Raw genomic sequence first — 19,579 nt, 5'->3', positions numbered from 1 at the left:
GATGCATACCTTATTTCCTGTGCAAACTTCTGCGCAAAGCAGCTATCTTGATGTAAATCCTGAGCCAGATATCGAGGCCATCCAATGGTCGTTGATTAGCCATTTAGTAGAGTGTTTTCTATTAGAGCAGTGGGTGGATGAGCACCTTATTCAAGTGACAACCACCACCGAGTACTTGGCAAATCATCAAACGTCACAAGCTCAAGATGCGCATCAATTTTTAGCGTCGCTACTTTTAGAGTCACTGCCACAGCAGTATCAAGACTTCTTTGACCAAGATAACCCATTGATGGTGATACAACTTGACCAAGAGAGGCAGTTATTACTATTGGTAGAGCCTGCTTACGCGTCACCGTGGCGATTATCCAAATCTTGTCTGCCTGTCGTACATAACAAGCATCATGTAGATAGCGCTTTGCTCGAGCCAGTAAGCTCAGCACAGCACTTGTTAGACATCTTTTTATCAATGATGGATAGTGCCAGCTTATCTGACGTCGGTGTCTTAAAGCTAAAAGAGAGCTTAGAGGCTTCTTTTATAGCTCAGCAACAATCAGCAGCAGCAAATATCACAACGGCAGTTTGTCAGTATCCGAATTGGCATCAAACCTTGATTGCGGCGGAGCAGTGGGCATCACTCATGGATCGTCCGTTTCATCCACTGGCTAAAGGTAAATTGGGCTTTACTTCACAAGAATACCAGCGCTATATGGCAGAGTTTAACCAGCCCATTACGCTGGTATGGGTCGCCATTGCCAAAAGCCATGTCATGGTGGCAGAGCATGTTCAAGACACAACAACGCAAAATCCAGCGAAATATCTTTTGGATACTACGCAGCAGCAGAGTTTGATGCGAGAGCTAGATGACAAAGGCATAGCGGAGACGCACATTGCGATGCCCGTACACCCTTGGCAAATGACTCATGTGATTGATGACATGTATGCTGAGGATCTTACCAATGGCACAGTTGTCGCTCTCAAGTTTGATATGCTCATCACTTATGCCAGCTCATCCATGCGCAGTATGTTAATTGATGCTGATACACCAAATAGCATTAAGCTGCCTATAGGTGTGTATGCACTGAACTCAAAGCGTTACTTGCCAGCCCTCAAGCTGATCAATGGTGAAAAAAACCAAGCCATATTGATGCAGGCAAGAACGTTAGACCCTGAGCTATCAGCACAGCTACGGTTATGGGATGAACGTCTGTGGTGGGGTTATATGTTGCCCTCTCATTTGCATGATAAAAGCGCTATTAATCCCTATTTTTATCAAGAAAAGCCCACGCATCTAGGCGCGATGCTACGCCAACTACCAGCAGATCTATGCGATGATTCGATTCGACTGTTTCCTATGGCAAGCTTGGGTATGTTGATCTACAAACAAGGTGTTAGTCATCACATTTTTGACGGCATTGTTCAGGAGGGCATTTATAGTATTAGCCAGAATAGTGCTCAAGACAGCTTTCAAGAAAGCTCGCCACAGAATAAAAAACTCGCTGTGATAGCGTGCTTTAAAAATCTTTGTGATGTGTTTTTGGGTACGATGCTGCGCTGTTTACGCCTAGGGTTCGCACCTGAGATGCATGGGCAAAATATTGTTATCGCATTAAAGGATAATCGTTTTACGAGTCTATTACTACGTGATCATGATTCCGTACGCATCCATCTACCATGGCTGGCACGTCATCAAATATCAGATCCTGAGTATCTGAGCCCACCAGATTTTAAAAACCGTCTATATCGCGAGACGCCGAAAGCGCTGATATTTTATCTACAGTCACTAGGGTTACTGGTTAATCTTCGAGCGATTATCGAGTCATTGGTTGAGCACTATCATATCAATGAAGAGACTCTGTGGCACGAGGCAATGACCAGTATTGAGGAATCCTTGGTGACTATCGATTTTGATGACGATCAACGTCAGATACTTCGTGATGAGCTTTTGAGCAATTCACATTATCCGCATAAAACATTGCTATTACCTGTGATTGCACGTGGTGCTGACCCTCATGGCAGTATGCCAGCTGGAGAAAGCAAAACGATCAATCCGTTCAAGCGTGTTAAAAAATCAGCTAGCCAACGAACCTATTTAACTAACTAACTAACTAATAGCTACTTAGCAATTAGCAATGCGATAAAAATTATCGAGAAATAAAAAAGCTAAAAATTGCGATAGTGAGAATATAATGAATGACATCGATATTAATGATCTTATGGATGCTTATAAAGAGATAGGCACTTCAACCATTGGTCATCTAACGGGAGTAGGGTATTTACCAGATATCAAAGCACTCAATCCTTGCACGGCTACCATAGTCGGCCGAGTGTTGACGGTGCAACTAACCTCTGACAACACGGATGCGATCAATCAGGCATTGATTCAAGCAGCGCCTAATGATGTGTTATGTATTGATGCTCAAGTATTAGGCATCAAGGCATGTTGGGGAGCACTGCGAACTTGCGCGGCTATCTATGAGAAGCTATCCGCCGTCATTGTCATTGGACAGGCAACTGACTCGGTACAAATTCAGCAGCTGGGCTTCCCTGTATTTGCACAAAGTATCAGCGCTATAACCACGTTCAAGAGCAACCAATCACAAGGTAAGTTAGCGTCCGATATTTGCTATCGCTTTGGTGAGCAGACTACGATGATCCGTTCAGGCGATATCGCTATGATGGATAATGATGGCGTGTTTATATTGCCTGTTGATGTAGCGCGGCAGCTATTACCAGATTGCCAAAAAAAACACAAAGCAGATGAGATAAAGTTTCAGATGTTTTTTGAGGCCTATACTCATAACGCATTAGATGAACTGTTTAATAGCTCATCAAATACACGATAGACAGTTAAACTTACGATTGTCACAGAGCATTACTTACTAGCAATATATAAATATATATAGAAATAGAAATGATTATCATTTAGAATGTGCTTCACAAAGTTAGTACACACAGTATCATTAGCTAAATATGACTCATACCACTGTCTATCTATCCAACTAAGTGAAATAACATAAGTGAAATAATCATGAAAAGCCATCATCAAGTTGCTCTATCTGTTCTCACCCTTTGTATTAGCCAGCAACTGTATGCTCAAACCAATATCAATGAAGCGAATGCCGTATCAGATGTGCAGGCTTCGACAGAACTGACGTCAAACTCAGCAGCAAACTCGTCGTCAGATGAGACACCTAATGTGACTTTAGACACTATCAATGTCACGGCTAAAGCCAGAACGGGTACGGCGCTGGCTCAGAAGATTAGTGAGATGCCAGCCGTCACGCAAGTAATTACTGAAAGCGAGATTCAGATGCAGGCGACGGGCAACCGTACCACTGGTGACATCTTGGCACAGCTGATTCCGAGCTTGGGTACCAGTAGTGGTTCGACCAGTAACTACGGCACCACCATGCATGGCCGTCCAGTACAGTTTTTGCTAAATGGTGTGCCATTAAGCGGTTCACGCAGTCTTTCACGTGAGCTCAACAGTATTGATACTTCACAGCTTGAGCGGGTAGAGGTGCTTTCGGGTGCCACTAGTATCTATGGTGCTGGCGCGTCAGGTGGTCTGATTAACCTTGTGACTAAATCTCTGGTGGGTTATGGCCCTATTAGACAAACCAGAGTGGGCGTTAGTAGTAGCCGCGACTTTGACTCAGATTCATTTGGCTATAACGTAGGGCAAACATTAGGATATGGCGGCGAGCGGGCTTATGGACGCTTAGATGTTGATTATGAGACCAAAGGCGGCAAGTTCGATAGCAAAGGCGACCGAGTTAGTCCTGATGTCAATCAAACGGATCAACAAGATACCGAGTCACTAAGTGTGAATGGTAGCTTAGGTGTAGAGCTAACGGATACCCAACGTCTTGATCTCGCAGCGACTTACTATAAAGATAAGCAAGATACCGACTATGGCCCAGACTACGGTGATGGTTTAGCCGTGTTGTTTGGCGCAAAACCTTCTTTAAAAGCCATCGATGGTGCCAACGTAGAAAACCAGCCTTATACCGAAAAAAGCTCCGTGAATTTAAATTATAGTGATGATGATTTTGCGGGTTCAGGTTCTAGCTTAAGTGTAACGGGCTACTATAGAGATGAAAAAGGCCGTTTTTATCCTTCTGCCAAGAGTGCAGCAACCCAAGCAGCTGAAGTATGGCAGGCCAATGGTTTGACTAATGAAAAGACTGTGAACAAGCTTACCAGTGCCGCAGTATTTGTGACCCAGTCAGAAGCTGATATTGAAGTGATGGGTCTACGTGCAGCCATGCAAACTGAAACCGAAATCGCAGGCAAAAACACCCTATTTAGTTATGGTGTGGATGTCGAACGCGAAAACAGTGAGCAAACCTATTATGGTCAAGACTTAAATATATTTCTTGCAAGTAATGGCTTAAACGCCCAAACCAATGGGCTTACTTATAATGGTGGGCCAGATACCACCATCGATAAATTGGGTGCTTTTGTCAATGCAGATGTTGACTTGACCGACAAGTGGCATACTAGTGCTGGCGTGCGTTATCAAAAGCTAAAATCTGAGACTGATACCTTTACGCCCATCTATGAGCAGCTGCTTGAAGAGTATTTTAATAGTTCTGCTATTAGCGGGACAAGTGCAGCTTATGGCATTGACTATCAAGCAGGCGACGTAGAAAAAGGCAACACAGACCATGACAAAGTACTTTTCAATCTTGGTACCAGCTATCAGATAACATCGAAAGATCAATTGTTTGCCAATTTTTCACAAGGTCTTGACACTGCAGATATACAGCGAGCACTGCGTGATGTGCGTGCCGGTTTCGTGGTTAATTCAGACAATGTTCAACCGATTGCAACCAATAACTACGAGTTTGGCTGGCACGGCAAACACGGCGATACAGCGGCACGCTTGAGCGGTTTTTATAACGAATCAGATAAAGTAGTGCGCTTTACAGACAGCTATACTGTCGAGGTTGTCGATACTGATGAGCGTGTTTATGGCGTAGAAGGGTCACTGACTCATGACCTTAGCGATCAGTGGCAAGTAGGTGGTAGTGTGGCATATACCCGTGGTCAATATGACTATAATGGGGATTGGCTGGAGCTGGATGCTGTACGCCTAACACCACTAAAAGGCACCGCATTTGCTCAGTATAACTTTGATGAAGGCAGCAATATACGTCTGCAAGCATTGGCCGTTGGCGGTGATGACAGAGCCTCTAAAGATCAACAAAAAGATCCTGACTCTAGTGCATTGCCAGTTACGGGTTATATGACACTTGATGTGTTGGGACAAGTAGAGATGCCAGTAGGCCGAGTAGGTTATGGGGTTTATAACTTGCTCAATAAAGACTATTTAACAGTCTATCATCAAACCACGTATGGCGATCTGAACCGTTTACCTGCATCAGGCACGACTTATGGCCTAAGCTATACCGTTGACTATTAAATCAACAGATAATTGAGTTCGAGTAATTTCGATACAAGTCAATCTTGTGCAGCTATACAGTAGTATGGTTAACGAGGATGGCGATGTAGCGGATTTATGTAGATATGACTATAGAAGAAACCTTTTAGGCTGTTGGTTAGCCTAAAAGGTTTTTTTGCTTCATCATAGTAGCTTGATCGCTGTTTGACCCTGATCTAATACCGGTAGTTCCTGCTCATCTTTTAGCTCAACCCCAGATAGCTTGAGCTCATAAGACTTCTCCATTAATGCTAAGAGACGACTTGCCGCCACTCTGGTTGGCAGGCCAGCATTACGCACATTAGAGATGCAGTTCCTCATAGCATCATGACTCGAAGATTGAGCGTCCCAAGTGTAGTAAATACCTAAGCTATCGGGAGAGCTCAAACCTGGACGCTCTCCGATCAGCATGACCAGCATTTTGGCATGAAGACGCTCTGCGACCTCATCTCCTAAAGCGACACGGCTACCAGTAGCAATGACTAAGGGTGCGATAGTCCAATCTTTCTCATTAAAAAGTGAGATGAGTTCTGCAACAAGTTTGGGAGCATTCTCAGCTATCGCTCTCGCTGATAAACCATCTCCCATAACAATAGCAACATCGTAAGACTTGTCCTTACCGAATATCTCCAATTGCTTAGCGGATTCAATACTAAGCAGTCTGCCCCAATCTGGACGTTTAAGATATTCAGATTTATCTTGCGCTTGGCTGGTGACTCTCAGTATTTGTAAGGTATCACTCATCTGATCGTCTTGATTATTTGTCTGATCTGAACTCTCTGCAACCAGATTTAAATCTAGCTCGACTATAGAGGAGCGGCAATGTTCAGACAGCTTCACGACTAAAGAATCAACATCTAAGTCCTGCAATACAGCATCTTTTGCCTCAGCGTGATCAAGCTGAAACTTGAGCAAGGGCTTAGTAGGGACACTACAGCCTACACGTCCCAAAGCAATTCTAGAGTCTGTATATTGTTTTAACTTTTCCCAAGGATCTAAATGCACTAAATCACTAGCACTGTTTGTATTCGATTTGACATGATCTTTGACAGTCAGTGATGTCTTATTTTGTGAGTAATCAATGGACATAGCATTTCTCTTTATAGTGTATCGACGTTTTCTATACTCTCGCTTAAGTAAGCTAATTGCCCATTATCCCCGACAGTAAGGCTGATGGTTTATCTGACCAATTGATACTATTGCCAGATTGGGTATAGATGTCGTTATTACTCAGCCAAAGCGCAAATTCAGGGGCAGGGGAGAGACCAAGAAGTTGTCTAATGTATAGAGCGTCATGAAATGAAGTTGTCTGATAATTGAGCATGACATCGTCTGAGCCTGGAATACCCATGATGAAGTTAATGCCAGCATTGGCAAGCAACGTCAGTAACGTATCCATATCGTCCTGATCTGCATCAGCGTGATTGGTATAACAAATATCACAACCCATGGGTACGCCAAGCAGCTTGCCACAAAAATGATCTTCTAATCCTGCTCGAATGATTTGTTTACCATCGAAGAGATACTCAGGCCCGATGAAACCAACCACGGTATTGACCAACAAAGGGTTAAACTCTCTAGCCACCGCATAAGCTCTGGCTTCAAGCGTCTGCTGATCAGCGCCAAAGTTGGCGTTACTGGATAACGCACTACCTTGACCTGTCTCAAAATACATGACGTTTTGACCTACCGTGCCGCGATTAAGACTCGTGGCAGCGTCATAGCCTTCTCTTAACATCGCTAAGTTTATGCCATAGCTGGTATTCGCTTTTTCACTACCTGTGATGGACTGGAAAACCAAATCGACAGGTACGTTTTTATTGATTAACTGTATAGCGGACGTGATATGGGTTAAAACGCAAGACTGAGTAGGAATTTGATATTCGGAGATGACATGGTCTAGTAGTTTCAATAGTTCAGACAGGTTCTGGATATTATCGGTAGCAGGGTTAATCCCAATGACCGCATCCCCATTGCCATACATCAATCCATCAATGATGCTTGCAGAAATACCCAATAGATCGTCGGTTGGATGATTGGGCTGTAATCGTGTGGATAAAGACCCTTCTAGACCGATGGTATTACGAAATTTAGTGACCACGCGGCATTTTTTCGCTACCAAGATAAGATCTTGTACCCGCATTATTTTACTGACGGCTGCGACCATCTCAGGTGTAAAGGCATATTTTAATTCGGATATGGTCTCTGTGGTCGCTGACTCTCCTAAAAGCCAGTCTCTTAAGTCTCCAACAGTAAAGCTGGCTATTTTAGAGAATGCTTGAGAATCATGCTGTGCCATGATGAGGCGAGTGACTTCATCCGTCTCATAGGGTATTAAAAAGTCTTCTAAAAAATCAGTTAATAAGCAGTCTGCTAACGCCATTTGTGCTGCTACGCGCTCAGTTGCATCACAGGCTGCTACTCCAGCCAGCTCATCACCCGAACGCCTCGGTGATGCTTTTGCAAGTAAGGTTTTTAAGTCTTTAAATTGGTAGCTTCGCTGTCCTACGGTATTTTTATATGCCATGTTAACCACCTTTATTGCGTAATCACATTACTCAGCTTTGATATGTGAGTTGCCAACGAAACTATGTATTATGTATTTCAAACTATCATGACCTTAAGTTTCAACCAAGTTAAAACTTAAAGCCATGTGAGAAGTGTCTAATTACTTTATACAACATCATAATCAGTGACTTTATAATGAGTGCTTTTAACTCAATTCATCCGCTGCCGCTTCTATTTGCGCGAACTCTTCTTCTGGTGTACCACTGACTAGATGATGCCGACTAAATATCACAAAATATAGAATAAGTACGACATAAATACCAGCTGCCATAAACCATACTTTAGGATCGACCATTAACCCTGCTATGACAGCAAGTAATGCCAATACTAAAGCCACACCTGAAGTAAAAATCCCACCAGGTGTTTTATAAGGGCGAGCAAGGTCAGGCCGAGATAGACGTAATTTGATGTGAGATGCCATCATTAGTACATATGAAACGGTCGCACCAAACACAGCCATAAGGATAAGCAAATCACCTTCACCGGTAAGCGATAACAGAAAGCCTATGACTCCAGGAACAATAAGAGCCAAGTAAGGCGCTTTATTATTGTTGGTTAATGATAGCTTCTTAGGTAGATATCCTGCACGAGACAAGGCGAAGATCTGTCTAGAGTAGGCATAAATAATCGAGAAAAAGCTTGCAATTAAACCCGCCAAACCAACAAAATTTACAAAACTTGCTAACCAAGAGCTGCTGCCATACACAGAAACCAAAGCATCTACTAAGGGTGCACCTGAGTCCTTCAACGCATCTGCACCAGCCGCTCCTGGTCCTAAGAATAGAATGAGAATCGCAAAGGTTGCGAGTATCAACATCGAGCCAATCAGTCCACGTGGTAATGATTTAGCAGGGTCTTTGGCCTCTTCAGCGGCTAAGGGTACGCCTTCAACAGCCAAAAAGAACCAAATGGCATAGGGCACAGCTGCCCAAATGCCAACATAGCCATAGGGTAAGAAAGTGCTGGCACCAGCTTGATTGCCAACGGCGATATCAAAAAGGTTTTTGCTATCAAAATGAGGAATCATGGCGACTATAAACACACCCAGTGCGATACAAGCAATGGCTGTGATAATAAACATAATTTTTAAAGCTTCGCCAGCACCTTTCAAATGAATGGCTATAAAGACAATATAGCAAGCGAGATACACCATCCACCCACCAACGCCAAATAAAGACTCACAGTAAGCGCCGATGAATACAGCAATCGCAGCTGGCGCAATCGCGTATTCAATTAAAATAGCTGTACCCGTCAGATAACCGCCCAAAGGGCCAAAGGCGGTTCGTGCAAAACTATAACCACCACCTGCCGTAGGTAACATCGTCGCCATTTCTGACATAGATAAACACATACAAAGGTACATGATAGCGACCACGATGGTGGCAACAAACATCCCGCCCCAACCACCCTGAGCAAGCCCAAAGTTCCAACCTGCAAAATCTCCAGAAATAACGTAGGCAACACCAAGGCCTATTAATAATACCCAGCCGACTGCACCTTGTTTGAGTTGTCTTTTAGCAAAATAATCATTTTCAGCCTGAGTACTTCCTGCCATGCCATTTAGCTGGCCATTAGCGTTTGTAGACATATCGTTCTCCAAAGCTCAGCCAATGAATAGTGAATTGGTAAGCTATTATCAAAATATATTAAGTGCTTTATAAGTAAAGACAACATACCCTCTTCGGTTAAAGCGTGACCAACATCGTCATGCTTTCATCAAAGGCAAATCTTGTGCCATACAAAAAACGGTCTTTTCCCATAAATCAGGTAGGAAAAGCACTATTTTGATACAACTATTTGCGTCATTTCGGTGCTGTAATATGAAAAACGCATATTTTTAGAGCACGTACTTTGAATGCAGAAACGTTTTATATTCAGGTGGAGGGACAGCACATATCAACCACCATCACAGGCATCTCAAACTCAAAGTAGGAGAGGTGCGATGGGTTTAAAGGATAATATATTGGCCATGAAAAATGACTTGCCATCGGCTGGAGTGGATTTCTTAAAATATTTGCTATCGATACGGGCGACTCAGTCACTATTGATGAAGTTGTCGTGTTTTTTGCGGAAGTGGATGCTACGGTGTTTAGTATTGGGACTGGTACTGGAGTTGGGGTATAGCATGGACTTCTCCCTGTCATGTCATAAAGGTATCTAGAGCTACCTAAAATTGATCTTCCTGATCACGTTGTTATTTCATGCTACTGATATTTTATTTCAAGTTAAAGCTATTTTTTACGTGATGCATTTCAACTATCTATTACTAAAAGTTATCTGTTGAAAATAGTGAAATACGAAGAGGTAGAAGCCTGATAAAAATATATCGCATACGGATTTACTTTGTACATTTGATGCTCAAGTAAGCTGCACAAAACAAGGTCTATGCAAGACATGTAGAGAGGTTGGTGGCCACTTGATATACGTGAATCAGCCTCAGATATAGACGGGGCGGTTCAACACCGTCCCTAGAATTCTATCGTTAGCATAAAGGTATGGTAAGCCGTCAGATTTTGCGCCTTTAATAAGTTTAAAAGGCCTGTTAATTATTGCCTAAGGAAGGGGATGGGTTTAGAATTAGACGCGTAAATTTACATTAATCGAACTTCGGGGCGGGGCGAAATTCCCCACCGGCGGTATTTTTTCTTGGGTGACATCATCCAGTTAAACAGCCCGCGAGCGCCTTGTTCCTCGTGAACAAGGGTCAGCAGATCTGGTGAGATGCCAGAGCCGACGGTTACAGTCCGGATGATAGAAGGATCGACCAAGATTTTGATGCGCCTAGCAATAGGGGCTTCATCTGTGCTTTTTTAAGCGCAGAGATTGGTACTATTTGTTCTCATCACCCCTGTACATCTTATTGATTGGAGAAAATCAAGATGGCAGGAACATTCTTTATCATGATCGCGTGTTTTACGTGGGCGTTGGATACCTTAATCCGCTACCCGTTATTAGGCGCTGGTTATTCAACCTTGCAAATCGTTCTTATCGAACACCTGACGCTGGTATTATTTGTCAGTCCTATGTTATGGCGTTACCGTCATGTTTATCGTCATATGTCAATCAGCGGATTTTTAAGCTTATTTTTTATCGGCGGTATTGGCTCGGCCATAGGTACTTTGGCATTTACCGAAGCTTTCCATTACTTGAATCCTACTGTCGTGATCTTGCTGCAAAAACTTCAGCCTATCGTTGCTATTTTACTGGCCTATTGGTTACTCAAAGAGCATGTTGAAGGGCGATTTTTGCAATGGGCGGCGGTCATTTTACTGGGCAGCTTTGTGATGATGTGGCCAGATTTACGTACGTTGGGCAATGCTCAATGGCACTATTCGAGCGATACAATAAGTCTGTTCAAAGGCTACGGTTACACGCTGATTGCGGTGATTGCATGGGGCGCGGCCACTGTGTGCGGTAAGTACTTATCCCATCAGAATATACCAGCAAATGCCATCATGTCAGGTCGATTTGTTGCTGGGCTATTAGTGCTGTTGCCCATGGCATTGGTCCAGTCAGATGGATTGTCCATGATGACACCAGTGGATCTGAGCCTTGTCGTTGTCATGGCCTTGCTAAGTGGCTTTATTGGCATGTGGTTTTATTACCAAGGTCTGAAAACCATCCCCGCGCAACTGGCTACCTTGGCCGAATTGTCTTTTCCTGTCTTTGCAGCTGTAATCAACTGGGTATTCCTCGACATGGGGCTGACAGGCTATCAAATCATTGGTGGCCTGATGCTTATACTGGGCAATATCGGCCTACGCATGAAACAACTGAGAATGAATGAGCTAAGCCCTGTTCTGCAATAAAATCGCAATAGATGAACCATATACAGCGTAAAAGTCTAATCAGCCCAGTTTTTTACGCTCTATCAATGTGAGATCATCACCACCAATACGTTGGATATTGTCTGTCTTTACCGACATTATTATAAATGAGCGCCACGATTACTAAAGTGATAGCGCCAAGCAAAGTCGGTGTGATTAAAAAACTCCACTTTACTGCGCTCAGCATGACAATCAAAGGGTTGGAGCAAGCAGGTGGGTGCGGCATTCTAAATAACAACATCAACGCAATAGCAGTGCCTACAGCCGTTGCCAGACTCCACCAGTGAATACCGAATAACGCCATAAATGCTAATCCTGTGAAAGTAGCAATCACATGCCCACCTATGACATTTCTTGGCTGAGCAAAAGGGCTAGCAGGATAGGCAAACATCAGTAAACAACTTGCGCCAAATGATCCTAGAATCATAATGATTTCTACTGAACTCCCTAATATAGCGAGCGTTGATATGGCGATGGTGCCGCCAAGCCAAGCGAAGAGTATCATTGATAAAGGCAATCTTTTTGGACATTGGCTGACTTGACCATTTAACTTCTGCCAATTAAAAAATGAATGCATACGACTTCCTATGAATAAATAAACAATCAACAGTATTGCTACTGGTATACTGGTCAGTATATTAGCTAGGTATACCGAACGGTATATTAACACAGTATTTTTTTATTGAATACTAGGGCGTGTCATCAATTAGACTGTGAGGCTTAAAATGAGAAAAATTGTAGATAGACAAGGAAGAAATTGCCGTTAATATGAACATATTGAAAAAATTACTGACGATGTTTAGCAAAATTTAGCCATTTTAAGGCTACTAATTATATTGATGTGCTAGTTGATGACATGCCCTAGATCAGGCCGTAAAACAATAGGAATCAGAACCAATGGAATTGCGAGATACTATTTTACACAAAAGCTATGAACTGCTTTATAAGCAAGGTTTTCATAATAGCGGAGTAGAGCTATTAGCAAAGCAGGCAGGCACGACCAAGCGCACCTTGTATGCTCATTTTGGCAATAAGGAAGGTTTGATTGAGGAGGTGCTTAAGTATCGTCATCAGATGTTTATGACTCAATTAAAAGCATGCTTTGATAATGTTGATAGTAAGGATGTAGCAGACGTTGCAAGGTGTTATTTAGCCTTTTTAAAAGACTGGACATCATCAGAGGGGTTTTATGGTTGTCTGTTTATCAATGCTTGTGCCGAGTATTCAGACACTCAATCTTCGCCACATAAAATAGCCCATCAGCATAAAACTGACATTAGGCAATGGCTGTTCGCTGAGTTTAAAAGGGTAAATGCCAATGATGCTAAGCAGAAGTCTGACACGCTGTTTGTATTAGGCGAAGGGTTTATCGTTGCCGCGCAGACCGGTCAGGAGTCATTAACGTTAGATACTGATTTTTTTATATAGTATTGATTAGGTCGCATCCGTTATCAATAAGCCCATGGTAGCGGATTGGATCGTTATGCAATCATTGTGGTGATTAAAGATGAAGAGCTAGACAAGTAATTTATTGAGCGAGCATTCTGGCAGAGGTAGCTAGTCTGGTGCTGATACGCATAAAAAACCATCAAAAATTTTTGAGGTAGAACGAATAAAGCTTGAGCACAAGCAGACCAGTATCTAAAAGAATTCTATAATAATCGATTAGAGTGATTCAGTTCATGTCGAACCTAGTAACGATTACAGTGAATACTTAGACAGATATAATATAGCTATAGAGACATGAACTTAATCTCTCATAGACACTATATATTATGAAGATAATATCTCATAAACATAATGATAAGATAGCTTTAGTTTATCTAATTCTTATGTACTTGATATATAAGGATCCCAGCCTGTACTATGAACTTAATAGCATATAGACTTCATTTAACATAATATACATTATGCGAAAACAAACCAACGGTTTCAAAAGAGAATAGTCCAATAATTTATCGCGTGTTATTTGCACATTTTGCTAAGCTAAAATTTAAAAAAAGCCTTTTAGCTTAGCTATGTTTGATGTCAGTTCCAGATTTATGCTAACGACAAGCCTCAAGCAAATGCTTACGCAACGTTTTACCATCGTCATCTAAGATTACGTCTGCGATTTGGCAATCTTTATCATTGTCATCACATGATAACTCATAATAAATATCGCTACCTTGCGCCAAGCTGACCTGAACCAAACCTTGCTCAGTTATTGAGAGCTTTTTGTCTTGTGTATAGTCAGGGTCTTGAGAATCCCACAGCACATCATAATCAACATTGCATGACATTTGGTTTTTATCAAAATACGCTTGCTCAAGCGTCATCGCTGCTTGTAATTCAGTATTGGCGTATTGCTGTAGCACCGCAGGATTACTCATGCCTTGCTCATCTATGTCTTGTTGATACATTTTTGAAATGGTCGCAATTTTCATAGCTTCCATCGCAGATTGCTTCTGATCTGCTTTTGCCACATCCGCTGTAGCAGTACCAGCAGTCGTTAGTCCTATGGTTAGTATCAATGTCAGCGATTTATATGTTGGCATGTCGTTCTCTACGAGCTTTTATCCTATGAATGTTACAGTCTATTACATCATAGCCATATTAGGACTCTGCTGTATTATCGTATCATTCAGGTTTACTTACTAGTATCTCGATTACATAGCGCTTTTATGGTATTTCCTTATTTGTTCTCATGACAATTTATAGTGTTTTATTAATGACTTATTAGCTAATAACTTTCGCTAACAACTGTGGGAAGGACAATTTTATGACTATATTGCCTGCTTTTTTTAAGGGAAAATCTGCGACATTGGCCTCCAGTAGCCTTTTATTGCTCACTCTTAGCGTAACTGGCTGTCAGTCTGCTTCTGAGTCCAGCGAGGCTATTGTCTCTCAATCTACCAGTATCTCGTCAACGCCTATTAGTGCTGATATCAGTCAACAAACCCTTAGACAGCAAGCGCTACGTATACAGCGTGCACTGGCCAATAAGGACTTTTCTAGAATCACCAATGATATTCATCCCACACGTGGCGTTCGCTTTTCCATGTATGCTTATGTGCGGCCCGAGACTGACAAAGTCTTTAGTCGCGGACAATATGCACAGTATTTACAACAGTCCAATATTCGCTTTACATGGGGTGAAAAAGACGGCACGGGTGATGTATTAGTCACGCCACTGCCAACGTACTTGGGTACGTGGGTAGATGGTAAGAAGTTCAATAATGCCAATATCAGCATCAATGAATTCAAAAATAATGGTAATTCGATCAATAATTTAAAAGAGATATACCAAGCATCAGATGTTGTAGAGTTTTATGATAAAGGTACTGATGAATATGATGGTATGGACTGGCGTGTATTGCGCTTGGTATTTGATGAGTATCAAGGCAAGCGTTATCTAGTGGCCATTATTAATGACCAATGGACGGTTTAGAGTGTATAGAAACGATTGACTGACCACTTTTATAGGGCGCGTTTAAAATGGCAGCCTGCTCTATTTGATTATAAATATAATATATTCAAATATTAAGATGTATTTTGCCAGTTATCGTTACTTGGTTTTTGATGACAAGCTTGTTTATTGCCCTTCTAACGACAACATATTCATAATCAGTTTGATCAAAGTCTCTTTTTGATTGGGGTCAGACTCAGCGACCAATAAGGTTAATGCCGCAAGCCCTGTATTATTGATGACCATGTCGCCTTTATCATTCAGCAGTCGGTGATTACGGTGCAAAAAATCCACGAATAAAAAAGCGCCGCTGCGTTTATTACCATCAGTAAAAGGATGGTTTTTTACCATAAAGTACAGTAGATGTGCCGCTTTACTCTCGATAGTTGGGTACGCAGGCTCACCAAAGACCGTTTGTTGTAAATTACCCAATACACTATCCAAACCATCACCACGAGGCTTGGCAAATAATTCAGTCGCCTCACCCCTATCTATCAGCTGATATTTCAAATCAGTTAACGCTGCCATCGCCTCAGTCGTACTGGGTAAGATACCACCATCTTGCCCTGTAGGACTATCCAGTAGACCTTCATCATAGCGCTGCAACCATAAAAACGTCTGCGTATAGCGGCTTATAATCTCAACCAGTCCGCGTCCTTCGTCGGTTTTAAGCTCGGGGCTTTGTGCGGTTTTTTTGATTAATTTTAGCGCTTGTTGCAATTCAGTAGAGTTTTTATCGAAGCGCTGTTGATTGAGCGTATAACCTTGTACCAAGTATTCACGCAAGCGCTGCGTTGCCCAACGCCTAAATTGCACACCCTGAGGAGATTTTATGCGATAACCGACTGAGATAACCACATCTAGGTCATAAAAAGTCACCGGACGGTCTGAATTTGCAATATGCATTTTTTGCATATTGCTTTTTTCATCGATTTCTTCATCTCTTATGGCATTGGCGATATGACGAGAAACCACTGATTGGTCACGACCGAATAATTCGGTCATTTGTGCTTGTGACAACCAGACTGTCTCTTGCTCAAAACGTACATCTACTTGCGCCTTTCCATCAACACTTTCATAGATCTCTACTTTTGCTACATCGTCATTTATATCGTCAATCATCTCAGCTTCCCCAATTCCAATATGCTGTTTTGAATACAGTTTACTGTCACAATCTCTATAAATATCACTCATAACGGCGTCTGACGAAAGAATTTCACCATAATCTCATAAATATCAGGATAAGCATCTACTAGCTTTTGCGGTGTTTCAAAAAACACTTCACTCAAAACTGCAAAAAACTCAGCAGGATTCGTCGCTCCATAACGATCTAGACCTGACTTACGATGTGTCTGAAAGTCCTCAAAATCGCGGCTCATAATCTGTGTCCAGTTTGCAGGATCCATATCAGGCTGCATCGGTGGAAAGCCATTGGCACGCCCATTCATCATATCGAGTTTATGTACAAACTCATGAATGACAACGTTGTGTCCGTCACGTTCGCCTGAATGTTTGGCGTCCTTCCATGAGAGAATGATAGGCCCACGTAGCCACGCTTCCCCGCTACGGTGCTGAGTGCCTTCGTGGACGATACCAAACTCATCTACCGTGGTGCTGTCACTTTTGTACGAGCCAGGATAAATGATGATGGATGACCAGCCAGCATACCAGTCAAGGCTCAAGTTCAAGATCGGCAGGCACGCTTGCAGTGCAATTGATTGTCTAACAGCATTGGTAATCTCAAAACCTTGTGCGCCTGTGATGGACTTATCAGCCAAAAACAATGTCGCGAGCTCGAATAAATGCATCATCTCGTTAACACTTAATCTGTCGAGTATTACGATACGCTCAGCCGCTTGTATCCAATCGGCATGGGTAAACTCGCTATTATCTAGTATGCGCTGCTCACGCCAATCTTTTATGATGCCAAACATATACGCCACCCCTATTCTTTTAATATTTCACATACATTGGCATTACTGAATCTGAAGATTATATCGGTAATCAACAATATGCCCTTATAAGTAATATATTGACATGTATAAGCAAAAAACGCTGCTCATAAATGAATTATTGAGCAGCGCAGTCTGACATTCACACATTGAGATTTAAAATTGATATTGCAAGCCTAGTTGTACTGAGCTGTCTTTATCATCACGTGCAAAGGTGGTATCGCCATTCAGATACGCATAAACGTTCTTATGAACTTTGTTACTCACACTCAGCTCAAAACGTCCATAGTCGTCATCTTTATCTGTTTGGGTGATGCTAACCTCTCTTGTTTGATCATCAGCTAAAGACGTTGTCGATAAACTGTCTGTTAAACCATCGTCGATAACATGCACATAAGCGATTTTACTTTGAAGTTTGGCAGGCGTGCCCATCAAGTCAAAACCATACTGTAGCTGGTAACCAAGCTCTGAATCCCATGCCTCGCTAGAGGTGCTATCAACCTTTAGTGCCGTGCGAGAATTGGCATTACCACTGGTATAACCATCTATGTCTGTATCACTGTAATTCAGACCCAAAAAGGCACCATGCGCGACGTTTTTCTTGATAAGAAAATTATAGCCAAGCTCATTGTATGCGCTAAACACATCGGCATCCGCATCACCGCGTTCGCTATTGTTGATAATATTGATGCCGTCATTACCATCCAGTTTTACCGTTCTATTAACGTCCAAGTCATGTTTAGATAAGCTCAGAGATGTGGCATTCCACCAAGCCGTGTCTTTTCCGCCCAATAAGGAATAGGCTTGCACGCCATAGCTTGTGTCTTTTTTAATACCGTTTTCTACGCTTTTATTGTTTTGATTGGCCGCTTGCACACCTGCGCCAACACGCCAGCTCGGCAGTACAGTATATTCGCCATACAGACCAATATTGGCGCGAGTGCCCTCTTGTACCTCATTAGCATCCACGTAGCTTTGGGAGCCATCTACCCAAACCTGAGTACGCGACTCAGAATCCAAAGGCTCCGCATCATCGAGAGTATGCAATGCCAAAGCATTGGCGCGCTCAAGCACCGCTGAGTGCGAGTCGGTAGCATTGTCTTGTAAAGCTAAGCCCATCGTATTTTGCAGATTAATAGCGCTCTTGGTTGAGGCGATGATATCAGCATTGGTTTGTTCAACAATCAATCTGCTGATGATACGAGAGTAGTCACGCATTCTTTGCGCTATGCGCTCTTCACCAAAGGCCGCAGTAAGCACTTCTTCGTTATCTAATGCAGGGTTATGCCACGTATAGCCACCTGGAATATCCGGGTTTTCAGTTTGTGTGTAACCATCATAATCAGGCCCAAGGCCCCAGTTAGTTGCCTCAAATCCGACGACCTGCATGACACTATCAAAAGATTCCTGATCGCTGCAGCAGCCAACGCCATAAGGCTCGTATGGCTCTGTCTCACCTGGTGCAATAATGGCTGTATTGACTTCTAGTGTAATACCAAGCTCTTTTGCGATGCGCAGTGCGTTTTCACGCAAACTTACATTGGCAGCCACTTCATTACCGTCATTGTCATAAGCGTTTCGCCCTGCGTTGGCGTACATTTTGTCGCCTGTAATCAGACTGTCTAGGTTAATCATGCCCAACGCTGTTGATTTTTCTGCGTCCGTTAGTTGATCAACAAACGCCTTTGAACCATTGAGACCGCCCTCCTCTGCACCAAATGCCACGAACTGAATGTCATGCTCTGTCTCAATGCCAGTCAGGTTTTTTGTCAACTCAGTTAAGACGCCGGATCCAGAAGCATTATCGTCCAATGCTTCTAGATTTGCATAGTTTGGATAGGCTACTGCAGAATCATAATGTGCGCCGACAAATAGCGTTCTGTTGGTGTCAGCACTGCCTTTTTGGGTCACGACAACGTTATTACTCGTTAACGTCTGACCTCTGAATAAACCACGAGGCGCTACGAAATCAAAAGTTTGACGATTGACTTGATTACTGCTGCCATCGATGGTCATACGCTGCTGCATATAATCAGCAGCTTGGACTTCTTTATCGGAACCTGTATAACGACCAGCATAGTCACGGGCAAGCGTCAGCGCCGTTTCTGTACCATAATCTCCATACTTGGCCTCTGCAAATACTTGCGAGCTTGTAAGCAGTGTCAGCGCCGCAACCACTGAAATCTTAAGCGGTGATAAGTTAGTATCCAAACTGCTTCTCCTTGGTTAAAGAACGGTAATCAACAGTGAAAAATAACCTAAAATAATGCAGTTTACAAGATAAAAGACATATGTCTGTTTATTTACTTTTTAAGCAGAATGGTGGCTCATCAAAACG

14 protein-coding genes and 1 riboswitch are annotated in these 19,579 nt (G+C 42.6%); of the genes, 6 read left to right on the top strand and 8 right to left on the bottom strand.

From position 1 onward, the window contains the following. Position 1 precedes the first annotated feature (1 nt). The 3 genes from I6E86_RS08015 to I6E86_RS08005 all read left to right on the top strand — a co-directional run bounded on the left by I6E86_RS08015 (position 2) and on the right by I6E86_RS08005 (position 5,428). Positions 2–2,101: an IucA/IucC family protein gene (locus tag I6E86_RS08015; protein ID WP_197176816.1), complete on the top strand. Its 2,100-nt coding sequence runs from the start codon at positions 2–4 to the stop codon at positions 2,099–2,101. Positions 2,102–2,186: 85 nt separating this feature from the next. Continuing rightward, positions 2,187–2,843, top strand: a complete 657-nt coding sequence (locus I6E86_RS08010) for an RraA family protein (protein WP_197176815.1) — start codon at positions 2,187–2,189, stop codon at positions 2,841–2,843. Between the two features lie 185 nt (positions 2,844–3,028). Further along, complete coding sequence (locus I6E86_RS08005) at positions 3,029–5,428, top strand: TonB-dependent receptor (protein WP_197176813.1); 2,400 nt, start codon at positions 3,029–3,031, stop codon at positions 5,426–5,428. Positions 5,429–5,590: 162 nt separating this feature from the next. On the opposite strand, the gene eutC is transcribed toward I6E86_RS08005, so the two are convergent. From eutC to eat, 3 genes are all read right to left on the bottom strand, one after another. Beyond that, positions 5,591–6,535, bottom strand: a complete 945-nt coding sequence (eutC, locus tag I6E86_RS08000; protein ID WP_197176811.1) for an ethanolamine ammonia-lyase subunit EutC — start codon at positions 6,533–6,535, stop codon at positions 5,591–5,593. A gap of 52 nt (positions 6,536–6,587) precedes the next feature. Next, entirely contained in the window at positions 6,588–7,973 is a 1,386-nt protein-coding gene (locus tag I6E86_RS07995) for an ethanolamine ammonia-lyase subunit EutB (RefSeq protein ID WP_197176810.1), read from the bottom strand. Between the two features lie 186 nt (positions 7,974–8,159). Continuing rightward, complete coding sequence (eat, locus tag I6E86_RS07990) at positions 8,160–9,569, bottom strand: ethanolamine permease (protein ID WP_197177176.1); 1,410 nt, start codon at positions 9,567–9,569, stop codon at positions 8,160–8,162. Between the two features lie 1,044 nt (positions 9,570–10,613). Then, positions 10,614–10,779, top strand: a riboswitch (FMN riboswitch). Between the two features lie 114 nt (positions 10,780–10,893). On the opposite strand from eat, the gene I6E86_RS07985 reads away from it, so the two are divergent. Continuing rightward, positions 10,894–11,823, top strand: coding sequence for a DMT family transporter (locus I6E86_RS07985; RefSeq protein ID WP_197176809.1), 930 nt, complete (start codon positions 10,894–10,896; stop codon positions 11,821–11,823). A gap of 76 nt (positions 11,824–11,899) precedes the next feature. On the opposite strand, the gene I6E86_RS07980 is transcribed toward I6E86_RS07985, so the two are convergent. Next, positions 11,900–12,418, bottom strand: coding sequence for an HPP family protein (locus tag I6E86_RS07980; RefSeq protein WP_197176808.1), 519 nt, complete (start codon positions 12,416–12,418; stop codon positions 11,900–11,902). Between the two features lie 320 nt (positions 12,419–12,738). Between I6E86_RS07980 and I6E86_RS07975 the strand changes: the two genes are divergently transcribed. Next, on the top strand, positions 12,739–13,269 hold the full coding sequence (locus I6E86_RS07975; protein ID WP_197176807.1) for a TetR/AcrR family transcriptional regulator: 531 nt from the start codon (positions 12,739–12,741) through the stop codon (positions 13,267–13,269). A gap of 617 nt (positions 13,270–13,886) precedes the next feature. On the opposite strand, the gene I6E86_RS07970 is transcribed toward I6E86_RS07975, so the two are convergent. Beyond that, positions 13,887–14,378 carry a hypothetical protein gene (locus I6E86_RS07970; protein WP_197176806.1) on the bottom strand — a complete coding sequence of 164 codons (492 nt, stop codon included), beginning with the start codon at positions 14,376–14,378 and terminating at the stop codon, positions 13,887–13,889. A 224-nt stretch (positions 14,379–14,602) separates the two neighbouring features. On the opposite strand from I6E86_RS07970, the gene I6E86_RS07965 reads away from it, so the two are divergent. Then, positions 14,603–15,271, top strand: coding sequence for a hypothetical protein (locus I6E86_RS07965; RefSeq protein ID WP_197176805.1), 669 nt, complete (start codon positions 14,603–14,605; stop codon positions 15,269–15,271). A gap of 144 nt (positions 15,272–15,415) precedes the next feature. On the opposite strand, the gene rhuM is transcribed toward I6E86_RS07965, so the two are convergent. The 3 genes from rhuM to I6E86_RS07950 all read right to left on the bottom strand — a co-directional run bounded on the left by rhuM (position 15,416) and on the right by I6E86_RS07950 (position 19,452). Further along, entirely contained in the window at positions 15,416–16,411 is a 996-nt protein-coding gene (rhuM, locus tag I6E86_RS07960; protein ID WP_197176804.1) for a RhuM family protein, read from the bottom strand. Between the two features lie 68 nt (positions 16,412–16,479). Next, positions 16,480–17,223 (bottom strand): zinc-dependent peptidase, encoded by a 744-nt coding sequence (locus I6E86_RS07955; protein WP_197176802.1) that lies wholly within the window; start codon positions 17,221–17,223, stop codon positions 16,480–16,482. A 174-nt stretch (positions 17,224–17,397) separates the two neighbouring features. Continuing rightward, positions 17,398–19,452, bottom strand: a complete 2,055-nt coding sequence (locus I6E86_RS07950) for an autotransporter domain-containing protein (protein ID WP_197176800.1) — start codon at positions 19,450–19,452, stop codon at positions 17,398–17,400. Between the last annotated feature and the right edge of the window lie 127 nt (positions 19,453–19,579).

Origin of the sequence: Psychrobacter sp. SWN149, from assembly GCF_015864565.1 — a bacterium.
GTDB lineage: Bacteria > Pseudomonadota > Gammaproteobacteria > Pseudomonadales > Moraxellaceae > Psychrobacter.
This window is presented reverse-complemented; position numbering and strand designations above follow the sequence as displayed.

Coding starts and splice junctions, on each gene's coding strand:
- I6E86_RS07970 (WP_197176806.1), bottom strand. CDS start 14,378: ATGCCAACATATAAATCGCTGACATTGATACTAACCATAGGACTAACG.
- eutC (WP_197176811.1), bottom strand. CDS start 6,535: ATGTCCATTGATTACTCACAAAATAAGACATCACTGACTGTCAAAGAT.
- I6E86_RS07975 (WP_197176807.1), top strand. CDS start 12,739: ATGGAATTGCGAGATACTATTTTACACAAAAGCTATGAACTGCTTTAT.
- rhuM (WP_197176804.1), bottom strand. CDS start 16,411: ATGATTGACGATATAAATGACGATGTAGCAAAAGTAGAGATCTATGAA.
- I6E86_RS07965 (WP_197176805.1), top strand. CDS start 14,603: ATGACTATATTGCCTGCTTTTTTTAAGGGAAAATCTGCGACATTGGCC.
- I6E86_RS07980 (WP_197176808.1), bottom strand. CDS start 12,418: ATGCATTCATTTTTTAATTGGCAGAAGTTAAATGGTCAAGTCAGCCAA.
- I6E86_RS08010 (WP_197176815.1), top strand. CDS start 2,187: ATGAATGACATCGATATTAATGATCTTATGGATGCTTATAAAGAGATA.
- I6E86_RS07995 (WP_197176810.1), bottom strand. CDS start 7,973: ATGGCATATAAAAATACCGTAGGACAGCGAAGCTACCAATTTAAAGAC.
- I6E86_RS08015 (WP_197176816.1), top strand. CDS start 2: ATGCATACCTTATTTCCTGTGCAAACTTCTGCGCAAAGCAGCTATCTT.
- I6E86_RS08005 (WP_197176813.1), top strand. CDS start 3,029: ATGAAAAGCCATCATCAAGTTGCTCTATCTGTTCTCACCCTTTGTATT.
- I6E86_RS07955 (WP_197176802.1), bottom strand. CDS start 17,223: ATGTTTGGCATCATAAAAGATTGGCGTGAGCAGCGCATACTAGATAAT.
- eat (WP_197177176.1), bottom strand. CDS start 9,569: ATGGCAGGAAGTACTCAGGCTGAAAATGATTATTTTGCTAAAAGACAA.
- I6E86_RS07985 (WP_197176809.1), top strand. CDS start 10,894: ATGGCAGGAACATTCTTTATCATGATCGCGTGTTTTACGTGGGCGTTG.